The 19,355-nt window shown below is 43.2% G+C and carries 14 protein-coding genes; all 14 read right to left on the reverse strand.

Annotated elements, in window-relative coordinates:
* Positions 1 to 289: 289 nt before the first annotated feature.
* Positions 290 to 1,468 (reverse strand): P-loop NTPase family protein, encoded by a 1,179-nt coding sequence (locus JUJ52_RS03240; protein ID WP_228088747.1) that lies wholly within the window; start codon positions 1,466 to 1,468, stop codon positions 290 to 292.
* A gap of 217 nt (positions 1,469 to 1,685) precedes the next feature.
* A complete protein-coding gene (gene ltrA / locus JUJ52_RS03245) occupies positions 1,686 to 3,563 on the reverse strand; it encodes a group II intron reverse transcriptase/maturase (RefSeq protein ID WP_228088748.1) in 1,878 nt (625 codons plus the stop codon).
* Between the two features lie 730 nt (positions 3,564 to 4,293).
* Complete coding sequence (locus JUJ52_RS03250) at positions 4,294 to 4,551, reverse strand: type IV secretory system conjugative DNA transfer family protein (protein ID WP_228088749.1); 258 nt, start codon at positions 4,549 to 4,551, stop codon at positions 4,294 to 4,296.
* Positions 4,552 to 4,715: 164 nt separating this feature from the next.
* On the reverse strand, positions 4,716 to 5,924 hold the full coding sequence (locus JUJ52_RS03255) for a DUF7487 domain-containing protein (protein ID WP_228088750.1): 1,209 nt from the start codon (positions 5,922 to 5,924) through the stop codon (positions 4,716 to 4,718).
* Positions 5,925 to 6,214: 290 nt separating this feature from the next.
* Positions 6,215 to 7,201 (reverse strand): hypothetical protein, encoded by a 987-nt coding sequence (locus JUJ52_RS03260; RefSeq protein WP_228088751.1) that lies wholly within the window; start codon positions 7,199 to 7,201, stop codon positions 6,215 to 6,217.
* 195 nt (positions 7,202 to 7,396) lie between these two features.
* The gene (locus JUJ52_RS03265; RefSeq protein WP_228088752.1) at positions 7,397 to 9,712 is read right to left on the reverse strand and encodes a hypothetical protein; all 2,316 of its coding nucleotides are present in this window, start codon (positions 9,710 to 9,712) and stop codon (positions 7,397 to 7,399) included.
* Positions 9,713 to 9,980: 268 nt separating this feature from the next.
* Positions 9,981 to 11,888 (reverse strand): AAA family ATPase, encoded by a 1,908-nt coding sequence (locus JUJ52_RS03270; RefSeq protein ID WP_228088753.1) that lies wholly within the window; start codon positions 11,886 to 11,888, stop codon positions 9,981 to 9,983.
* Positions 11,889 to 11,976: 88 nt separating this feature from the next.
* Complete coding sequence (locus JUJ52_RS03275) at positions 11,977 to 12,852, reverse strand: hypothetical protein (RefSeq protein ID WP_228088754.1); 876 nt, start codon at positions 12,850 to 12,852, stop codon at positions 11,977 to 11,979.
* A gap of 176 nt (positions 12,853 to 13,028) precedes the next feature.
* Positions 13,029 to 15,260: a relaxase MobL gene (gene mobL / locus JUJ52_RS03280; RefSeq protein ID WP_228088755.1), complete on the reverse strand. Its 2,232-nt coding sequence runs from the start codon at positions 15,258 to 15,260 to the stop codon at positions 13,029 to 13,031.
* A 63-nt stretch (positions 15,261 to 15,323) separates the two neighbouring features.
* Positions 15,324 to 16,397, reverse strand: a complete 1,074-nt coding sequence (locus JUJ52_RS03285) for a hypothetical protein (RefSeq protein WP_228088756.1) — start codon at positions 16,395 to 16,397, stop codon at positions 15,324 to 15,326.
* Between the two features lie 236 nt (positions 16,398 to 16,633).
* Positions 16,634 to 17,098 carry a hypothetical protein gene (locus JUJ52_RS03290; RefSeq protein WP_228088757.1) on the reverse strand — a complete coding sequence of 155 codons (465 nt, stop codon included), beginning with the start codon at positions 17,096 to 17,098 and terminating at the stop codon, positions 16,634 to 16,636.
* A 138-nt stretch (positions 17,099 to 17,236) separates the two neighbouring features.
* Entirely contained in the window at positions 17,237 to 17,593 is a 357-nt protein-coding gene (locus tag JUJ52_RS03295) for a hypothetical protein (protein ID WP_228088758.1), read from the reverse strand.
* 61 nt (positions 17,594 to 17,654) lie between these two features.
* On the reverse strand, positions 17,655 to 18,338 hold the full coding sequence (locus tag JUJ52_RS03300; protein ID WP_228088759.1) for a hypothetical protein: 684 nt from the start codon (positions 18,336 to 18,338) through the stop codon (positions 17,655 to 17,657).
* Between the two features lie 3 nt (positions 18,339 to 18,341).
* Positions 18,342 to 18,977, reverse strand: a complete 636-nt coding sequence (locus JUJ52_RS03305; protein WP_228088760.1) for a hypothetical protein — start codon at positions 18,975 to 18,977, stop codon at positions 18,342 to 18,344.
* Positions 18,978 to 19,355 lie beyond the last annotated feature (378 nt).

The following is a 19,355-nucleotide window of genomic DNA, read 5'->3' on the forward strand; positions in this document are numbered from 1 at the left end:
TAGTTGCATTTCTACAACGGTCAGCTAAGGAATCGTACATTCGCAAATTCGTCAGTCGCTATTGCGACATTCTAATCATAGGCAGTTTATAGACACCCGGCATATAGGCAACACACCAATAAGGCGCTTTCGTGGGAAAACCCCGACGGTTGCTCTCTGCCGCCTTTAACGGGCTTCGTACATGATTATCATGCACGCCGTAGCTCAGTGTGAGTGTTTCAAGGTGTTACCCCATCATTCCACTCATCGACATGGCAGTTCACACATCATGTGTGGCTAAACTTTTCATTTAACAACTGGTCGCACTAAACTGCTGATCCTGACCAAGCCCGATACTAAGCATTGTTTGCAATGCCGGAATACCATTCCCCTCGGACTGCAAGTTACCGACCTCATCAAGCATATAACGTGTCTTATAGAGAGGTTTCTGGTTTTCTTTTGTGAGATACGAACTCTCGAAGTTTACATCCACCATCTGTTTTATCAAAATTAGGATGAGCTTTGCATAACTCATCAGGTGTGGTGGAGTGATGAAAAAAATCGCCTTCGGTCGCTCCGTATACTTCACGGTTTTCTGGCTAAACGCCGGAATTTCGACAATCTGTTGTTTTCTATCTTCATCAAGTAAGTCATAATAGCGACGCTTCACAGCGGTGTCGCGGTATTCAAATTTGTTCTTTTTCTTGTTAAAACGAAGCTCACGAAGTACTCCATCCCGCATGATTTTTTTATTCAACACCGGGTCTTTCACATATCGGCGACCAGATAAGTCCGTCTTAAACGTAAGCTCCAATTCAAAATAAAACGTTTTGACGAGTAAATCTGTCTTCGGATTCTTGATTTGCAGTTTAATATAACTCTTACGCTTTTTGAATTTCCCGTCGAAGAAATAACGAGCCCAGCCCTCACGGTCAATCATCTGCGTGTGACCAAACAGCTTCTCATCAAGCGGTTTTTCGAACGTTGGATCTTCATAAGCGCTCCAGACGGACTGAAGTCCAACTAATTTATACTTTTCAAGATACTCGGATGCAAAGCGAACACCGACACGTCTCGGGAACGACAAGCCTTTTGCATCGAAATTCTGCGACGGTTTACCGGACGTCAACGTAGAAATCGTTGGGTCGGTAAAGAAACTCATGGCGGTCAGAGCAATCCCATACACCGACGCAATCGTCTTATCCGACCCTGCCATCGCACGAAGTGCATTATCTGTATTCTGGACGAGTTTACGCATTTCGTTCTGTGGTAGTTTCGCCGTCGCGTCAAAAAATAGCGTTAAATAGTCTTTCTCTTTAACGTTTTCATTCTCATCAATTTTGATAACCGACGGGTCCGTGGACTTTTTCGACGATAACACAACGAATAACTGATAAGCGTTATATAGCGTGACTTTCCCCCACATATCATCGAGTTCTTGCATCAAAACTTTCTCCGGCTTCCCTTCGAACTCCGCCTGTTTACGCACACGTTTTTCTTCTTCCAGGTAAAAGTCGATTAAACCAAAAGCAGAACGTTTAAAGGCATTATTCGCCGCATTCGATAGCGATAGGTTCACGTACTAAGTGTTTGCCATGAGCAAATTGTCTTTTCCGTTTACCCCCGCTCCGCACCGTGCGTGCGACTTTCACCGCACACGGCGCTCCATCCGTGCTTCAACTAAAATAACTGTCTATTTGAGCCATTTACCGTATTTCGTCGTTTCCGACTTTTTTACGGTACTTATTCACATGAGTCAATTCTTTATTATTTAGCTTTAATTTCGTAAGATAACGTTGGATTGTCGCTCCTTGCGTCGCATGAATCAATCTATGAATATCTTCATGAACGATGACAAGGTTTGTATATGAATCGTCATTCGATATGTGATAAGGAATAATGTGATGGCACGTTACTTCGTCTGCATAGAGCAGGACGCCAGTTACCGCACATTTTCCTTTTTGGGCTATGAATCTTGCAATTCGATTGTCCATGTACTCAATGCTTCGTCGATTGTTGTAGTGAGCATTGTTTCTTAGCTTTACTACTTCGACTTTCACATGTACATCCTCAATGGTGTCGAAGTGTCGGTAATCTTTCTTCAACATCATCGGACTTTTATGCTGCACATATGATAGTGGAACAATCGGATAACCCATGTAATACCGCATGCTTTTTGATTTCATATACCGCTTAATTCTTACATCTTTTCCATCATATTGACCTTTTCGCGAGAAATTATCTCTCTCATTGTTTCGGTTCAAACGATTGTACATTTTTCTCAGCAGACCTAATGACATTCGTTGAAAATTGGCATTTACATTCGTTGCGATGTGATAGTAGTTATGAATTCCGACTACCATCGAGTTGTATTTCAGCACTTCATCCATTCCTCTTTTCGAGGTTGACGCCCGCTGTATAGCTTTTATTTGATCAGCCAGCTTAGATTTTATTGTTGCTTGTGCTTTCTCACTCACATCGCTTCTCATGATAAACCTTGCTTTACCGTTCCGTGCCTTGCCTTTCTTGGTGATACGGAAGCTGAACCCTAGAAATTCAGCCGATTGCTTTTTCAAGTCCGTGACACCCGATTTATCGGGAGACACTTGCAGTTTCAATCTTTCATACAGCCATTTTATGACTGCAATAAGGATTTTCTCTGCAGACTCTTTTGTATTGGTGAAAATCTTGAAGTCGTCCGCATATCTCACAATCGTCATTTCTTTTAGGTTCGAGCTTTTGCGTAAAGCTCGGTATTTTCCTGATTGGTCAAGTGTTCCGTTGGCTCGCTTTAGTGTATAATCCTTGCGGGTTTTGAATGTTTCCCATTGGCTACTAACCCACCAATCCAACTCATTAAGATAAATGTTTGCAAGCAATGGACTTAACACTCCGCCTTGCGGCGATCCTTTTGTCGCTTGCTCAATCGTTCCGTCCGGGTGCAGTATTTTGGCTTTCAGCATTTCTTTTACGATGGATAATAGCTTTTTATCCTGTATTCCCATGTTCCACATGAGTTTTAGCAGAATGTTATGGTCTATTTCATCGAAGAAGCTCTTTATATCAACGTCTACAACGTATATATAATGTTGTATGTTGACTTTGAAGGCTACATCAGCCATTGCATTTTCAGCGCTTCTGTGGGGTCTAAAACCGTAACTGTGAGGGTTGAACTTCGCCTCGCATATCGGCTCTAAGACTTGCAGAATGGCTTGCTGAATCAATCTGTCCCATATTGACGGAATGCCTAGAGGGCGTTTATCTCCGTTTGGTTTTGGAATATACACTCGCTTAGTCACTTCCGGTTTATACCAATCTAGCCTTCTATGAACCTCAAGAATGATTTCATTAGGCGATAATTTCTTGATGTTATTTATCGTCATGCCGTCTGCTGACGGTGTATTTGAACCTTTATTTCCTTTGATGTTACGATAAGCCAACATGATATTGTCAGGTTGTTTAACCCTATCCAACAATCGCTTAAATTTCACGTTATCTACTGATTTAGCATAAAGTTTCTCGTAAACTTCTACTCTGTCGTAGTATTTACGGTTTCTTTCTTGTTTCGACTCAATTTCACTCATGGTCTATCACCAGTCCTTTACTAAGGTGTCGGTGACTTTTTTGTCGTACCCGAACCCATAAATTATAGTGATAGTTATTTTAGTTGTTTTCATTTCACGGACTTGTGGCTATTGCTCCAGTTTCATTACAAAACCTTCATTGCTCATGCCACTACTCTCACTGTGATTAAGAATAGTTCCCTCAGCATTGCCGTTTCCTATTCAACTTCGCTCCCACACAGAAGGTTAAAACCTTCAACGTTCACAGCTTTCGATGTTCCTTACCAACTATGATTAGTACCGGTTAGGTGCTTGCTCTACTCCGTGGCTAACACTTGTGCCTGTAACACAAGGAAGATGGGGTATGTATGTGGCATTAGCCCCCTTCTCCTAGCCGGAAGTCGTTTTATAGACCAAGACCCATTTCTGGGCCTACCCTTATCGAAGCGTACATTCGCAAGTTCGTCAGTATTGCTACATTCTCACCATACGGTACTCACAGCATACGTAATAGTATCAGTTTCCTCTCGGTCTTTCTCCGTAGGGCTTTCCTCGCCATTATGCGTTAGGGATACGTTCCGCATATGTCACCCGGCTATTGTCCCCGATATTCGTTGGGCGAACATCAGGTTAGGGCAGATTACTGGGGAAGTTTCAAGGCGTTACCCTATCATTCCATTCCCTCGTCGGTAAAGTTAGCCAAGACTCAATTCTTGACCGTTCTCTCCCTGATAGCTTATTAGGCTATCTTTTAAGAACAACATCTCGCACGCCACATGGGATCATCGGCACCTTCTTTCGGGAAGAAAATATCCCCGATATTTTCGATATATGAAGCGGCTTTCGTGAAATCCCCTTCACGTGCTGACTCCGCCGCGAACCCTAACGGGTTATAAATGTCCGTATTTAATGGGTTAATCAAGTTGAACTGGACGATTTCATACCCCCGAATTGTCGCAGGGATAAAGAACTTAACGAGCAGTTCCCCTTTCGGATCATTTACTACCATGTTGTTTTTGCGCTTTTCGCGCGTCCACATATCAAGCGTTGGTTCAATAACTGTTTGACATTATCTTCGGGTTCATTCGCAAGGTGAACCCCGTGACACCTAAGAGGTATCACAGCTTGTATTTTTCATACAACGTTGAGATTATTTCGTAATCTTGTTTTGTTTTAATAAGTGTTTTCCGGTAACCAATTTTGCGGAGACGGGCACCCCGCATCAAACCACGCATATACATCACTCAAATTAGGTACTTGCTTTTTATTGACTTGCTTACATGAACCATCCCAGAAGACTAAATAGTTCAATTTATTAACTTTTGCCGTCAAACGCTTTTTAACATCACGTTCCGTCCATGTTTGAATAAATTGGCGATACCTCGACGGTTTGCCAGATTCTAATTCCAATCGGTTCATGTTCTCAATCCAAGACCTTACTATCTGTTGGTCACGTGAATTAGATGCGTCATACCAATGTGTATTGTGGCAACGATCACCATTCAGTTCAATAAATAAATCTAATGATTTAATATAATAATCAACTCTGAAAGGATACCGATCATCAACAACGACATTATATAAAACATCATCATCACCGAAATAGGCACGTAATAGAACTCCTAATTCTTGTTCAGGTTTAGACGTATGCAATGTTCTATTTTTACGTCTATTATTGAATATTTTATCCCTAATCGCTTTAACCTGTACGCTATTGCCAGCACCATATTTCTCTTTCATAGCCGACTGTCGAGCATATGCTGATTTCATAGCAATACCCGGCGCCTTCATCGGATTATCAACGCCGTAATGGTCTAACATTGTGGTTTCAAGACTTTCAATCATTTTTGCAGCAATGTTAGGGTGCTCGTTCGGGTGTTCTACTCCATAACGCTCAACTAATGCTTCTGTGCGTTCCCGTCGGCCATCAGCCGCAGCTTTTGCTGTAACAAATTGGTCGTATGTCTCTTTTTCAAAAACATTAGAGACACCATAATTCGCTTTAACTGTCGCCACCTGTTTCTTTTTCCAACATTCATTACGCAACTGTTTATAAGTATCAGCACCTAATATATCTGAAAAAACACGTTTATAATTACCGAAAGCGCAACCTAACATCACAATGTGTCTTCCGCGTGTAGCCTTATATGGATCAGCATACTCGCGTGACATATCACGATACGCTTTTTTAATGTCATCATCTGTATAGCGGTCACGGATGTACGCAATCTGATGATGAATAATATCCTCTTTTGTATATCGAATTCCTTTTGCTAATTGTTGTTTTAACAATGATTGCATCGAAATGCCCGTTCGACGCTTAATATATTGACTGTTAAAACCGCGCAAATAAAACGCTGCAGCCTTCTCTAATTTGCTCATCACTCTCATCCTTTACAAACAAAACAAGATTTATTATTTTTCTTCCGCCCTTAGCTTGCGGATTTACTCTCCCACAAGGAGATAATCGTTGAACCTTCCGCCTAGTTTCGTAAACCGTAGCGGATTGGCTGCTAAACACCCATTGTTAGTAAACACTTAGGATTTAACCGTATGTTTATCCTTTTTCTTTTTTCTACTTTCGTTACCACTCAGCTTGACTTTTCAGCCTACTGTTTCGGCAAAAAGGCTTTAGGGCTTCAAAGCATTTAACATATAGGATTTGCTTATCACTAAACAAACCGGGCCAATTTACCCTTACCAGCTCTTGTAATAGCCAACACCATAGTATTAACGGGAGCGGTATCAACAATATACGCTCCGGCCGGTCGCTGTACTTCGTATTCTGGAAATTCCCAGTCTTTATTAATTAAATCGGCAACGGTGTCATACGGCAGTTTGTCACGGTCTTTGCGGTTGCCTGTATCATCGACCGGATTATATTCGATTTTCTTCACATCCAAAGGCTTGCGGATGTCTTTTTCTGTGACCGGGATTCCGCTTGCCGTAAACAAATCCTGACCGAATTTCTCATCAATCAGGGGCTTCTTGGTCCGGACGATCTTCCCGTTTTCGTCCTGGACGACTTCGCCTTTATGGATAACAACCTCACCATTTTCTTTCATGTCTTTTTTGTGACGTTCGGTCACATCCACCCGTTTCAAACCCTTTCTGTCGAGCATCATATGAGAAAGTAAGCTCGACACCTGTACACTGGAATGCGCCCCGACATCCGGGAACCAGTCATACGTGCGCTGCACTTCTTCCGGAAGCATAATATGTTGATCATTTTCGTATGTATTAATATCGGTGGAATCAATCATACTATTTTTGGAACGCCAACTCGCCATCAGCCTCTCATTAGCAATCAACCACGTCATCAGAAACACAAATGCTGTCCAGGCATACACTTGCCAATTCGACGTGATTTGGATTTGACTCATATCAAAATCCAAAAACGATACGCCGTCCCCGTTCGATAAGAACTGGAAAAACCCCCACATAATCATACCGATACATCCAACGAAAAAACCCAAAACGGCAAATATACCTGCAATGAAGAGAGACAAAACCCTCTCTTTGACAGGTTTGTCCACCACCCCGCGCTCTCCGCGTTCCATTGTCTGTGTGGCATGCACTTCTCGGTTTTTCACCCGCTCTTTATAATCCTGATCCTTGAGTATCTCCCAGTTTTTTGATTTTTTACTTCGTAGACCCACTGAACCACCCTTTCTGTATTCCTTCATGTTTAAATAAATGGAAATAATCGTAAAAAACACTGTGTGTACAGTGTTTCAAGTTAAATTGATTATATCATATTTCTTGTGTGTAAGGAATAATTTTCCATTTTATTTATGTCATAAAAAAGACGAAACCCCTTTTAAAAAGAGGTTACGTCTTATCCTTTTATCCAGCTAGACGGCGATATGAACGTTAAATGGCTCCATCACTTCTGCCGGTATTTCATTGTTGAATGGCACCGTTTGTTCAGTCGGTTGCGCTTCGTTGGACGCTGGTGCAATCTCTATAGAATTGGCACCGAACAGGAATCCGAAGATAATTCCAATTGCAAGTGTCACCGCACCAACCGCACCGAGAACAAATTTCATCGGTCTATGCGCTTGGTTGGCGCGCTCATTCGCATACGCCAATTCTTTTTCTTTGGCTTCGAGGGCATCTTCATACATCTTCATACGATGTTTAACCTCCTCTTCTTTTTGCTCACCAATTTTACTGTTGCTTGCATTCGCATTCTGAAGTAGTTCGCGAAGGTTTTCGTTTTCTCGATGTTCCCGTTCGATACGACGTTCATAATCCTCTATGACACGATCGATTTGTTCTTTGAGTTTAGATTCTACCTGGCGTAAGTTTTCCCTTGCCTGTTTATTATCCTCTTCTATCTGACGAGTTTTCGTCAGAAGCATCTGCTCATACTCGGCGCGTACACGTTCTGCTTCATGAGACTGTTTTAATTTCTCTGCTTCCGCTTTTGCTCTTAATACTTCATCCGCAAAGTGTTTACGTAGGTAAGAATCCATGTTTTTACGGAACGCATCATACATCTGCAACTCTTTTTGAGAGATTGCTTGATATTCTTCTTGTAATTGTTGCAAAAGTCCTGTCATTGCTTTGTCGAATAGGCGTTTTGCCACGGTGCGTCGATCTTTATATAACTCGCCAAGTTCCGTATCTCGATTCGTTTTCAAATCGGACTGAACATGGTCTCTAACGTTATCAATTTTTTGATTGCGTTCATCACGATAACGACTGTCATACACCGCATAGGCTTCACGTTTCGCATTCTCTGCATATTCTTCCCGGGCGTCATTGTATTCCTTATTAATCCGAGCGATTTCTCCTGCAACCTGCCGCTCCAAATCATCCATCGCTTCTTCGAATTCTGATTCAATCTCATCATGGCGACGACCGTAAGGGGTCTGCTTATCTTTGTGATCCAACGACTCAACCAATTTATTATGAATATCTCGCATGCTTGTTGTAAATTTGTTACGAAGCGACTGTATATTATCTTGATGAAAACGTTGCAGTTCAACATTTGCATCTTCACGTAATTTCGAAAGAACGTTTTGCAATTCGCTACCATCTGTACGAGATGTATCGAATCGAGCGATAGATACGGAATCAAAATAATCATCGAACTTGGACATATCAATGTTAAGATCCAATTCCGTATTGTTAAATCCATGAAAGACCAATCGATTAATCGATTCCTTAGATTCCTCAGCTGTCATGCCGTCATCCTCTGTGAAATCAGTGGCAACCGCCACATCCTCCATGTCTTCCATATCAGAATCGTAACCCTCATACATGTCGCTTTCATCAAATGTATCGTCATAACCGTTATCCAAATTCGCATCAAGCATGTCATCCAGTTCCGCATCCATATCCGTATTATCGAAATCGGTATCCGGTTCTTCATCGAATAAGTCTTCGGAATCCTCCAGCTCATTCAGGTCATTGGTACCTAACTCATCCGCTCTGTCAACAAGGGAATTATCTTCATCAAAATCCATACCATTGTCTTCCTCGAAATTATCGCCTTCGTCCAGACCATCTGTCACTGGTGCGTATGTCTCCGCGTTTGTTTCTCCGTATCCCTCATCCACTTCAGCTTCCACAATCTCACCGTTTTTAATATCGAGCTGTATGTTCGGATCGTTAGCCATTTCTACCAACCGCTCAATGTGTACGGTCGATTCCAAAACTGTCAATCGATCGTCGTCACTCAGATCAAATGGAACGAGCGCCCAACAAAACGCTAGATCATGAACAAAATCAAATTCATCCAGGGAAATCAGCGTTTCCTGTGATGGAATAATACCAATCACACCAGTGGCTAAATCGTCTGCAAGCGTAATCGATTCAATCGTCTCTGAACGCAACGCCTGGGCGAAAGAACCAAATTCCTCGCCGGTATGGTCCAGACCTGCTTCTTCGAGCATCTCGTTTGTGACCGCGACAATCAAAAGACCGTCATCCAACTCCCTAACCGCCGAATTACCTATCTCCGCTAATTCCTGAACGACATCCAAGGACGCTGCAGCAACGGATTCTTCGAGCTGCATACGCTCTAATAATGTCAATTCTTTCTTCTTACCAGAAAATAGGGATTTCTTCTCTTTTGACTTCTTATCCTTTTTTGTGGGTTTAACGTCCGACGGTTTGTTTTTTTTGGACTTATTACTGCCATGTTTGGTGAACAATCCCATAAATGGAGCCCTCCCTTTCCTTTACCCTTACACCTGAAATTTATAAATTGTGTTATCTGAATAACCAAAATATTCCAGTTGACTAACGTTATTCTATCACAAAAAAACACCATATACAATATTTAAATAGCTGAGTGTTCAGTGTTTTTATCGTGTTTTAAATTAAATTACGAATAAAATGAGACGATGTATAAAGCACCGACCCTTCTATTTAAAATTCTTATTTCGTAACAAAATTTGTATTACATATTACATAATATTTATGGTATTACTTTCGGCGTGCTCGTTTCGCATCCACCGTTCCCACTTCGATGTGAGCATCGGATTCTCGGATGTTTTTATTTTGGCATGCCATCTCACCTTTAACATGAATCCCAATATGCTTCGCATCTGGATGTTTATTGATATACCGAGACAATGGGGAAATAACCTCAGTATCCATACGGGCAACAAGACCACGCGCACCCCCGGTATTGGTATCAATGTCATTGTCCTCATAGACGAGATATACGACAACCTCTGGCTGAATCAAAACTTGCACACCATGAATCCGGTACACATCCTTCTGTAATTGCTTTAACTTGTTCAGGATGATTCTCTCATAAGTTTTATATCCGAGTGGCTGAAACGGGATAATGGCGTTCATCCGGTTGATAAGTTCCGGAACGAACGCGTCATTTGAAATTAACGAGCGCCGGATGACTTTTTGATACTTAGCCAATCCGTCCGCTCCATCATCATCCTGGGAATAATGCGCGATGCTTTCATAAACTTCCGAGCCTGCATTCGTCGTCAAAACAATGTAGGTATTCAAAAAGCTTACCTCACGCCCCTGGGCGTTAGAAAGACGGCCGTCATCCAACATTTGGAGCATAAGACGAGTGATAACCCGATGTGCCTTCTCAACCTCGTCGAACAACAGGACACAGTGAGATTTGTTCCACACCTTCATCGTCAGTTCCTCACGGAAGCGATCTAGAGAGCTCTCCAGTGCGAATTCGGACATATCGAAACGAATCATCGCACGTTCATCTCCGAATAAGAGCTCAGCTAATCCTTTCACGGTTTCCGTTTTACCTGTCCCAGTTGGTCCGGAGAACAAAAAGCTCGAAATCGGACGGGATTTATCGTGTAAATCCGCCACGGCAATTTGCAGGCGTTGTTCCAGTGTTTTCATGGCGAACGTCTGGGAATACACCCGCTCGTTCATCTTTTGCTCGATGTACCGACCATCGATTTCAAACGTGACTTGCACACCTGTACTGTCATGAATGACTTCGGCAAGTAAATGACGGTTCATCTTGTAATCGGCGGGATACGTGCGATACCAACCGATCATCGAATCAAGCAGCAATATACTTTTGCGTGGCTGGGAATCAGCCGGTACGTAACGGTTGCTATAATCATAAATTAACTCGAACAACTGGGAATCATAGATGTCATCATAAGCACCGTGGGCTTTCGCGATGGATTTTAGAATCGACACCACCGTTGCTTTATCCGGCTCTCTAATGTTAATACGCTGCAAACGCTGCATGAGCGCTTGGTCCTTCTCGACATATTCATGGAACTCAGCAAACGTGGTCGCCGCGATAATCTTGATTCCACGGCGTCCACTCTCTGCTAGGATCGGTTTAATCGATTGCGACGCCGCTTGGGATAACTGAACAAGCAGATGGAATTCATCGATGAACAAAACTAGCTCTGGTGCCGATTCCTGTTTCTTGCGGCACTTAGTCTCCGACTCTAATTCCAAGAGTAACTGCGCATCTTGAGCATCTTTCATGTCCTGTTTGAAACGGAGCACATCCTCGAACAACCCTTTCACGCGGGACGCCATCTGTACAGCTCCGTCCTCTCCGTTCTCACTCGCCGCCATCTTCGCAAGATCCACCTCAACATACACACGACCTTTATCCTTTTCGGACGTGCCCTGTACGAGCATCGTTTTACCTGAACCCGCATCCCCTAAAAGAAATGCATTTGATAATTCCGCGCGGTTCAATGAAGCGAGCAGGCGCCGCATCTCCCGTTCTCTGCCAATAACTGGACGACTCGGAGGGGGCATGAATACAGCGTACTCCGCTAAAAACGGATATTTTTCTTTATCGAATACCCAAGTATCTATTTGCTTCTTTCTAAGTGATTCCGGTCGCTCTATCGTTGTAATACTCATCACCATCGCACTCCTTTTCTATCTCATTTCTCAACATTTTCTTCTGTGACTTTTATTAGCACTTTCGCTATTTTATTGATCTGATAAATTAAACGTCACTTTCCGATAAAACCGTCTCTTTTGCATGCAGCTCTTTGATGTCATCACTGATCAAATTATTTACAACGGACGACTCAGATTGATACATGAAACTGGATACGTCAATATCTGTCCCCTGACGAGCAGTTTCCCCATACCGTTCAACCGCTGTCTCTACTCCAGCAATTTGCGTCGGATCATTATCTACACGAACATTATCAACCGTGTGATCTAAGTAATTATAATCAGTAGCCGAAATTTCTTCATCTGACGATTCATCTTCGTTTTCCTGTTCTCCATTATATATATCGTCAGACGGAAGCACATTTACTGGACTGTCGTCTTCGGGTAAATACGAAGCGATATCCCGCTCCGATGTTTCGTTGTACTCGTCTAAGGCTTGTCCAGCTCGATGTCTTGACATGGCATCATTCACACCCAAGGACAAATCATCAGAGGACTGTGCATATTCGGCTTCCTTATCGGTAAGCCATGTATCATACGTCTCATAGCCTTCGGTTTTCCATGCAGGCTCTTCTGGTTCATCTAATTCATCTGTTTCATCCTGAGTGAATTTATATGTAACGTCTTCCTCACTTTCGTCTACTACCCCAATATCACGCAATACTTCCGTTTCCTCTGCCGATGATCCCTCCGCCGAGTTAATAACATAGCGTGAGAACAATTGCGAAGACGGACTGTCGATGAGGCTTGCAAACAGATCATTCAGTGTATCAACTAATTCGTTGTAGTGACTTACTTTTTTTTCGAACAATGAAAACGAAATTCGATTATTTTCCGCCATCTTATTTAGAATATAATCTTCCCGCGATAAATGATTTTCCAGGCGTCGTACCGCGTTCAACATGGCAAAATGTTTGGACATATGGTATGTCATCCTTTCCCCTTTTTTTTGAGTAAGATAACGGCGATTTTTCTTATAAAACACTCACCGTACAGCGTTATCATAATTTTATTATACCATATTTTTCCATAATAAAGGAATTATTACCAATAATTTTTATCGAACCGTAGCATTCGTGAAAACTGGAAGGACTGGGGTTACTCCAGTTCCTCCTCGATCTGTTCAACCGCTTCGATATGTTCAAGTGTATTTCTCACCTGCTTAGTCATATCCATCGAGTGGTCAACCGGAATTGTATAAAGCTGGCGGCGGTCGCCTTCATGAAGTGGCGTCAAATCGTCGATGGTAACCGTCTGAATAAGTCCTTCTTTCACGGCTTTATCCACGACCATCTCCATAGAGGCAATATCTGCCTCGGAACGATCCAAAGCCGGAAGCCCTTGTCCGGTCGCTGTAACATACATTCGGGCAGCGTCAACCCGTTGCTTGCGTCCTTGCCACGCATTGGCGAACGCTTTTGCGTTGGTAGCATCAATTCTCGCATCGGGGTGATTGTAATAATCAAGCCCCAAATGATGTACATCCCACGCCTTGACCTGACGAAAATGATCGTCCTTCAGGTTTTCCTGCCGGGTTTTCGGACGTACTGGCAGGACGAACCGAGTATTTATCGATCCTAATTCCGTGTCGTAATCTGTGATAGCATCCCATTCTTTAAGTGAGGCAACCCCATGCTCAAAACAATGGAACGTATAAGCACGTAAATCCCGTTTGTACGCATCCCGATCTTCATGGAGCGTGAGCCCTGTTTCAGTCTCGTCACTTTGAATCGTCTGATAACGCTGGGTAAGATCCTCATACATGGGACGTAGGGCTTGCACGTATTCCCGTTCCTTTGGGTGATGGAACGATAAAAACTTTCGGTACTTGTCTGCAAGGCCCATATGATACCGCTGCTCCTCCTCATAATAGAGACGCATGACGTGTGCAGTATCATCAACGAGCCCCTGATCGTTTGCCGTATCGTACTCGCTAGCCATCTCAAAATGGTCTCGGGCACTCTTTGTGTGAAGCTCTTGACGCTTGTTATACCCACGTACCCGAAGCGTGAATGCAGCCGCATCAAATTCCTCTGCATCTTGTGACTTTAAGGCATTAGCCAGTTCTTCATCAGAACTCGATTGAATATCGGTCATCGTCGTCCGAACACGAAGTGCAGACGAGCCAAACTCTTTGAGCGACTTATACAGACCATTCACACTCCTTTCAACAATACGCTCACGTCCTTCATCCACCAATTCTTGCCGTTCTTCCGATGTGAGTTTGTTCTTTACCATCGATTCTTCAGCGTAATCATGCACCGCCTGTATGGCATCGGCATAACCGCTCTGTTCTGGTTCGGTTTCAAATACATGCGCGACAATTCCTTTAGCGATGGTGTTCGGGTGTTTCATCGACGTGCGGTTCGTCCTGTAGCGCCAACTGCTCCGGTCTTTCGGTAGAGCGGCCATGAGCAGTTGTATAGATGTATTTTCACTCAAGGTGTTGTATGCGTAATCTTTGACGAACGCCACAACATTCTGTCTTTCAAGCGACGCCTGCTTGTGAAACGACTTCAAATCTTTCATGTCCTCCAGGCTGAAATGTACCCCTTTACGAAACATCTTCTTTTCACGTTCATTGATTTTACCCCTGTCAGCACCATCGTCCCTCATACGGAATGTCGAGAATTCCTTATCAACAAGCGCAATGTGTGCATGAACATGACTGGTATCAAGCTGAATAGTTCCTACCCATTCAGGATTGGAAAACCGACCGGCTTTTGTCATGTGATCTACTCCATCAGTGATTGCCTGGCGTAGTTTCAACTGGTCAATGTGCCCTTTGTACGAACCGCGACCTTTATGTTTAAATCGTGGGTTCAGCACACCTGTGTCACGCAGGTAATCCTCGGTGAAGCTCACGATAATTTTCTGTACGGAATGTCCAACATCGAATGCATCCTGAATAACTTTAGAGGTGTATTCTAACTCTTTATGTGACAGACTAATTCCACGCGTCCCGAACGCCCGTCCGGACTGTTTATCTATCCTTTTGAACTTGTGCTTCAATACAAACGGGGAACCGTATGCATCAGCATCTTGCAAGTCTTCATCCTGCTTCGATTTCAACTGTTCCGTGGCATCGCTACGCGTGATATAACGCATAAATCCCGCACCGTCATACCCATCACTTGTTTGAGTTGTGGTGATAGGTATTTCCGCACTCGCCACCTGTCTCACCGGAGCCAATACTTCGGTAGCATCTTCCCTCGCCATGTACCGCATGACATACTGCCCCGGGCTTGATCCACGAGATCCCTTACCGGGAGCGCTCCGGGCATTGTTCGTGTATTCGCTTCTGACCACAATGTCCTGTTTCAATCCCATAGACCTCACTCCTTTTATAAAGAAAAACGATAAGGCTAGGAACCCTTATCGCTCTTACTAACATTATAGTTCCGGACCGTCGTCCTCAGTTTCGTATTTGTAATCGTCCAGACCCTTATCAAAAATACCCGAATCTAGCACCTTTGACGCTTCCGTTGTCTTCGAGGACGGCGCTGGTTCTGCCCCCGGTTGTTCATGCAGGTATTCCTCACCGATTTCCGGTTCGCCATTAAGTTCCGCTTCGAACTCCGATTCCGGATCAGAATCATGAGAAGATTCGTAGCGATCACGTTCTTTTAAATCGCGAATACGGTCATCCTCGCTCGTATGGTCAAAGGACAGACTACCTTTCAATTCTTTCGTCACGTCAATTTCCTCATCCAAAAACTCCGAAGAAGCAGTGAACGATTCATCTACAACCTTGGTCTGTTCTTCTTCTTTTTGTGCAACCACGTCACGGAAATTATCCGACAAGAAAACTTCGCGGTCCTGATCGGTGTCCGTTGTGCGTACTAGCTCCTCAGTCTTGACGCCTTCCTTTTGCAATTCCATAGCAAGGCGAGCCGAGCGTTTAACCAGGTTCGCAATCGTCGTCTGCTCAGACGAATCATGATTCTCATGAACGACTGTCACTGGGTCCACCAATAGAACAGGTACGCTCTCTTTTGAGCCTTCCTGTACGGCGTCCAGGTATGTGACCCTCATTTCTGCTTCAGCATCGAATTCTTCATCGGCCATGAGCTTATTCATGAGCGCCTCGAATCGTTCCTCCCTGTAAAAACCAGCGTCAATCAACATCTTGAGTGCATCATCTTCTAACGGCTGCACATACGAAAGGGGTAGCTCCTGGTTATCATGAGTAAAATCTAGCGATGTAATCCCCTCTGCAAAATCCCCCCAAGCCATCTCTACGTCGGAATCAACTCGAATTTGCGGACGTTTCACCCCAGATAAATTGCTTGAAAACAGGAAACTAATTTTGTTCACACGACACTGGGTTACAGACGGAACGCCGTAAGATTCAAATGTCTTAGATCGATTTACGGCATTGATTGACCCTTTGTTAAATTGAGCATCCAACAGTCGGAACAATCGTCGCCCTTCAGTGCTTGTCCGGTTATATGGATAGGTCTTCATAACGCTATCATCCTTTCTAATTTTCTGCGATTCTATGATTTTTGTTTGTCATGCTCTGCTATAAAAATGGAAATTTCTTCCTTGATTATAGCACGTTTGTTTCATGGATAACAAGCAAAAATAAAACAAAAACACTGAACACACAGATGTTTAACACGTATCTATTTAACGGTATAAATTCACATATACAAAAAAGGTGCTGATTTTCAGCACCTTTTCGAATAAAAATCAATTTTTTACGCCTCAAGAACCGCTTCTTGTTGATTTTGCTGTTCCTGACGAGCTGCTTTTTTCGCTTCGCGGGCGGCCACTGTATTTTCACGGTGTTTAGCCGAGTCAAACGGCACTTCCGGTGTTTTAAGGGTATTCGTATTCACAACCAACCCTTTGCCCCGGGTGTTTGGGAACAAATCCGCTTCCAACACCATTGCGTCGCCCTCTTTGTTTGCCGCTTTTTCGATGGCGTCCCACTGCTTCGCCGAATAACTTGCAGTGTAGGTATCCTTTTCATTCCCCTTTTTATCTTTGTACTTATCGTATACAAGCATCGGGTTCGTAATAACGTCCTCAGGCTCGCGAGTATCATTTGAAATACTAAACGCCACGTTCTTCCCTGTCATCCCTGAGCCTTTCTGATCGAAAACCCCGCTCACATGTACACGCTGACCTTTGAAGCTTTGTCCTTTTTTGAATGTAGCCATTCTCATCCATCCCCTTTTCCATATTTTGTTAATCTAGCTTATACTCCCATTATACGGTAAATCGCCTGAACAGCAAGCGTTTCTATGTAACAATGACCGTTTGTTGTTAAACAATCATACACATAAAAAACACGCCCATTACGAGGCGTGTTTCTCTTTTCTTTTGAATGAAAACAAGGTTTTTGGATTCGTGATAAATATGCGCCACAGATATTTCATCCATGCGAGAAATGCGTATACAGCAAGGATCATCATGGTAACACTTGTAAGAAGCCACACCATTGTGTCCATTTCTCCTACCGTGGCGTCCGTCGGTATACCCAAATACGCACCGATAAATACGAACATGAGAGGGATACCCTGGGCAAACACCGACACACTCATGGTCAGGAATATTACACCAAGTATCCGCGTCGCGAGTTTATGTTTAGGCTTGGTCATTGGTAGAGTATTAGTTACAGGTGATTTATGGGCTTGCACTTTCTTCATCTTCATCTTGCAGCCAACTCCTTTATGGGTTATTGTGTCAATCTATTAATTTCAGTCAATTCATTATTTATGGTTCCAGACTCGATTGGAAGCCTGCACGGGCGTTCACTTCCGTCACCCGACGCTCGCCTTTTTCCACATCGCCTGCCGCCGTGAATTCGATGATTGCTTCGCTTTCCTCAAGTGCTTCCGGGTTGACCATGTCACTTTCGTCCTTGTGCATGAAATACTGAACAAAAGCCACGTACCGGATACGATTACCTTCGGCGCTCATTGGTACGATATGTATGTCACCCATCGTCACTTGAAGACCTTTAAAGTCAATATAGGAGAGCGGGCCGTCATCCGTATCAATTTTCGTATCCGGTGGCAGGTAAGTTGCTGTGAATGTATTATCTTTCCCAAGAGACTCGATGTAATCATTTCTGGTCTTGTCATAATCTCCACCGGACTTCCAGTTAAACGCCGGTTTAAAGTACGACTTCGCTGCTGTGGTGTCTGTTTTGATCAGTGACGGATCAATCCCTGTCGCCTCCTTGATCGAAGCGGATTTCTTCGCATCGATCTCCGCCTGGCGTTTCGCGATGTTTTTCTCCACGGTATTCATCTTGCTTATTAAAGAAGCATGTTCATCTTCTAGTGCTTTTTTTTCGGCAATTTGGCTCCACAGGGACACGCCGACGAAGATAAAAAGGACGATTCCACCTATCACCAGGAACAAAAGCGTGCGGTTGTTTTTGATGTGATGCATAACCTACATCCCTCCTACGTCAATTTCATCCTGCAGACCGTGGGTTGTATAATGATGACTAATGTTATTGAGCGAGTGGTCATTCACGTCATAAATGGCATATATCAGACCAGCAGCCTTTCCGTCTTTCGTCTTCATCGAAAACACAACCGGAACATGGTTGGTATCCTGATACGTGACGACGGATTCGAGCGTGAGCGTCCATTCTGGATTTAACTGCCAAGTCTTAATGTGGTCTGACTCTTTCGCACCAGTAAGCTCCGTATTTTTTGCTTTTGCTTCTTCTAATTTCGCAAACAGTGCTTCTTTCTCCTCTTTGTTCTCCGGAAGCGGTTCGTTTGTCTTATAAAAAGCAGTGAGGATGTTATCTACCGCAATGATCTCTTTTCCAACCTCCTTTGCAGACACCGTTCGTTCTTTAATTGCAGTACGATGCGCTTTCGCATCGAATTCCTTATCTAAATCGGATCGTGTCTTCTTGGCATCGGCCACTAATTCGTTGGTTGTTTTGATATCTGCTTCCAGCTCTATTATCGCTTTGTTCTGGTTTGACATATACAAAACCATTCCCATTACTACCGCACCAATTATAACGACAATCCAGTACGTCTTTATCACATGCAATAATCTCGCCAGCATTTTCTCATCCCCTTCTGTTTTAAGACCAGGGCGCAATGGCCATATACTTTTCTTTTTATGGTATGTTTTACTTTATTTACCAATTTTAAATAAAAAAAAGAGGTGTTCCAATTATTTAGTACCACTTCCTTTTTTATTTCAAAGCATGACAACACTCTAAGTTTCTCATATCTTCCATTGAGAATTATCCCCTTCATATCATCCCTTGGGGAGTTCACTTATCGATACTTCCTCCAAGACATCTAATGTTTTCTTAAAAATAGGGACCTTAGCTCTTTTTTGTTTCAACAAAACAAAATTAGGCGTTTCTATTAAATTATTAACCATTAACAAACACTACCTTTCCCTATCATTTTCCTACTAAGAAAGAAGGTACCG

This window comes from Virgibacillus sp. AGTR (assembly GCF_016919725.2).
Classification (GTDB): domain Bacteria; phylum Bacillota; class Bacilli; order Bacillales; family Amphibacillaceae; genus Virgibacillus; species Virgibacillus salarius.

What these genes read in the sequence shown, in the direction of transcription:
- ltrA (WP_228088748.1), bottom strand. Translation starts at nt 3,563, where the DNA reads ATGAGTGAAATTGAGTCGAAACAAGAAAGAAACCGTAAATACTACGAC.
- JUJ52_RS03250 (WP_228088749.1), bottom strand. Translation starts at nt 4,551, where the DNA reads ATGGTAGTAAATGATCCGAAAGGGGAACTGCTCGTTAAGTTCTTTATC.
- JUJ52_RS03255 (WP_228088750.1), bottom strand. Translation starts at nt 5,924, where the DNA reads ATGAGCAAATTAGAGAAGGCTGCAGCGTTTTATTTGCGCGGTTTTAAC.
- JUJ52_RS03265 (WP_228088752.1), bottom strand. Translation starts at nt 9,712, where the DNA reads ATGGGATTGTTCACCAAACATGGCAGTAATAAGTCCAAAAAAAACAAA.
- JUJ52_RS03270 (WP_228088753.1), bottom strand. Translation starts at nt 11,888, where the DNA reads ATGAGTATTACAACGATAGAGCGACCGGAATCACTTAGAAAGAAGCAA.
- JUJ52_RS03275 (WP_228088754.1), bottom strand. Translation starts at nt 12,852, where the DNA reads ATGTCCAAACATTTTGCCATGTTGAACGCGGTACGACGCCTGGAAAAT.
- mobL (WP_228088755.1), bottom strand. Translation starts at nt 15,260, where the DNA reads ATGGGATTGAAACAGGACATTGTGGTCAGAAGCGAATACACGAACAAT.
- JUJ52_RS03285 (WP_228088756.1), bottom strand. Translation starts at nt 16,397, where the DNA reads ATGAAGACCTATCCATATAACCGGACAAGCACTGAAGGGCGACGATTG.
- JUJ52_RS03290 (WP_228088757.1), bottom strand. Translation starts at nt 17,098, where the DNA reads ATGGCTACATTCAAAAAAGGACAAAGCTTCAAAGGTCAGCGTGTACAT.
- JUJ52_RS03295 (WP_228088758.1), bottom strand. Translation starts at nt 17,593, where the DNA reads ATGAAGATGAAGAAAGTGCAAGCCCATAAATCACCTGTAACTAATACT.
- JUJ52_RS03300 (WP_228088759.1), bottom strand. Translation starts at nt 18,338, where the DNA reads ATGCATCACATCAAAAACAACCGCACGCTTTTGTTCCTGGTGATAGGT.
- JUJ52_RS03305 (WP_228088760.1), bottom strand. Translation starts at nt 18,977, where the DNA reads ATGCTGGCGAGATTATTGCATGTGATAAAGACGTACTGGATTGTCGTT.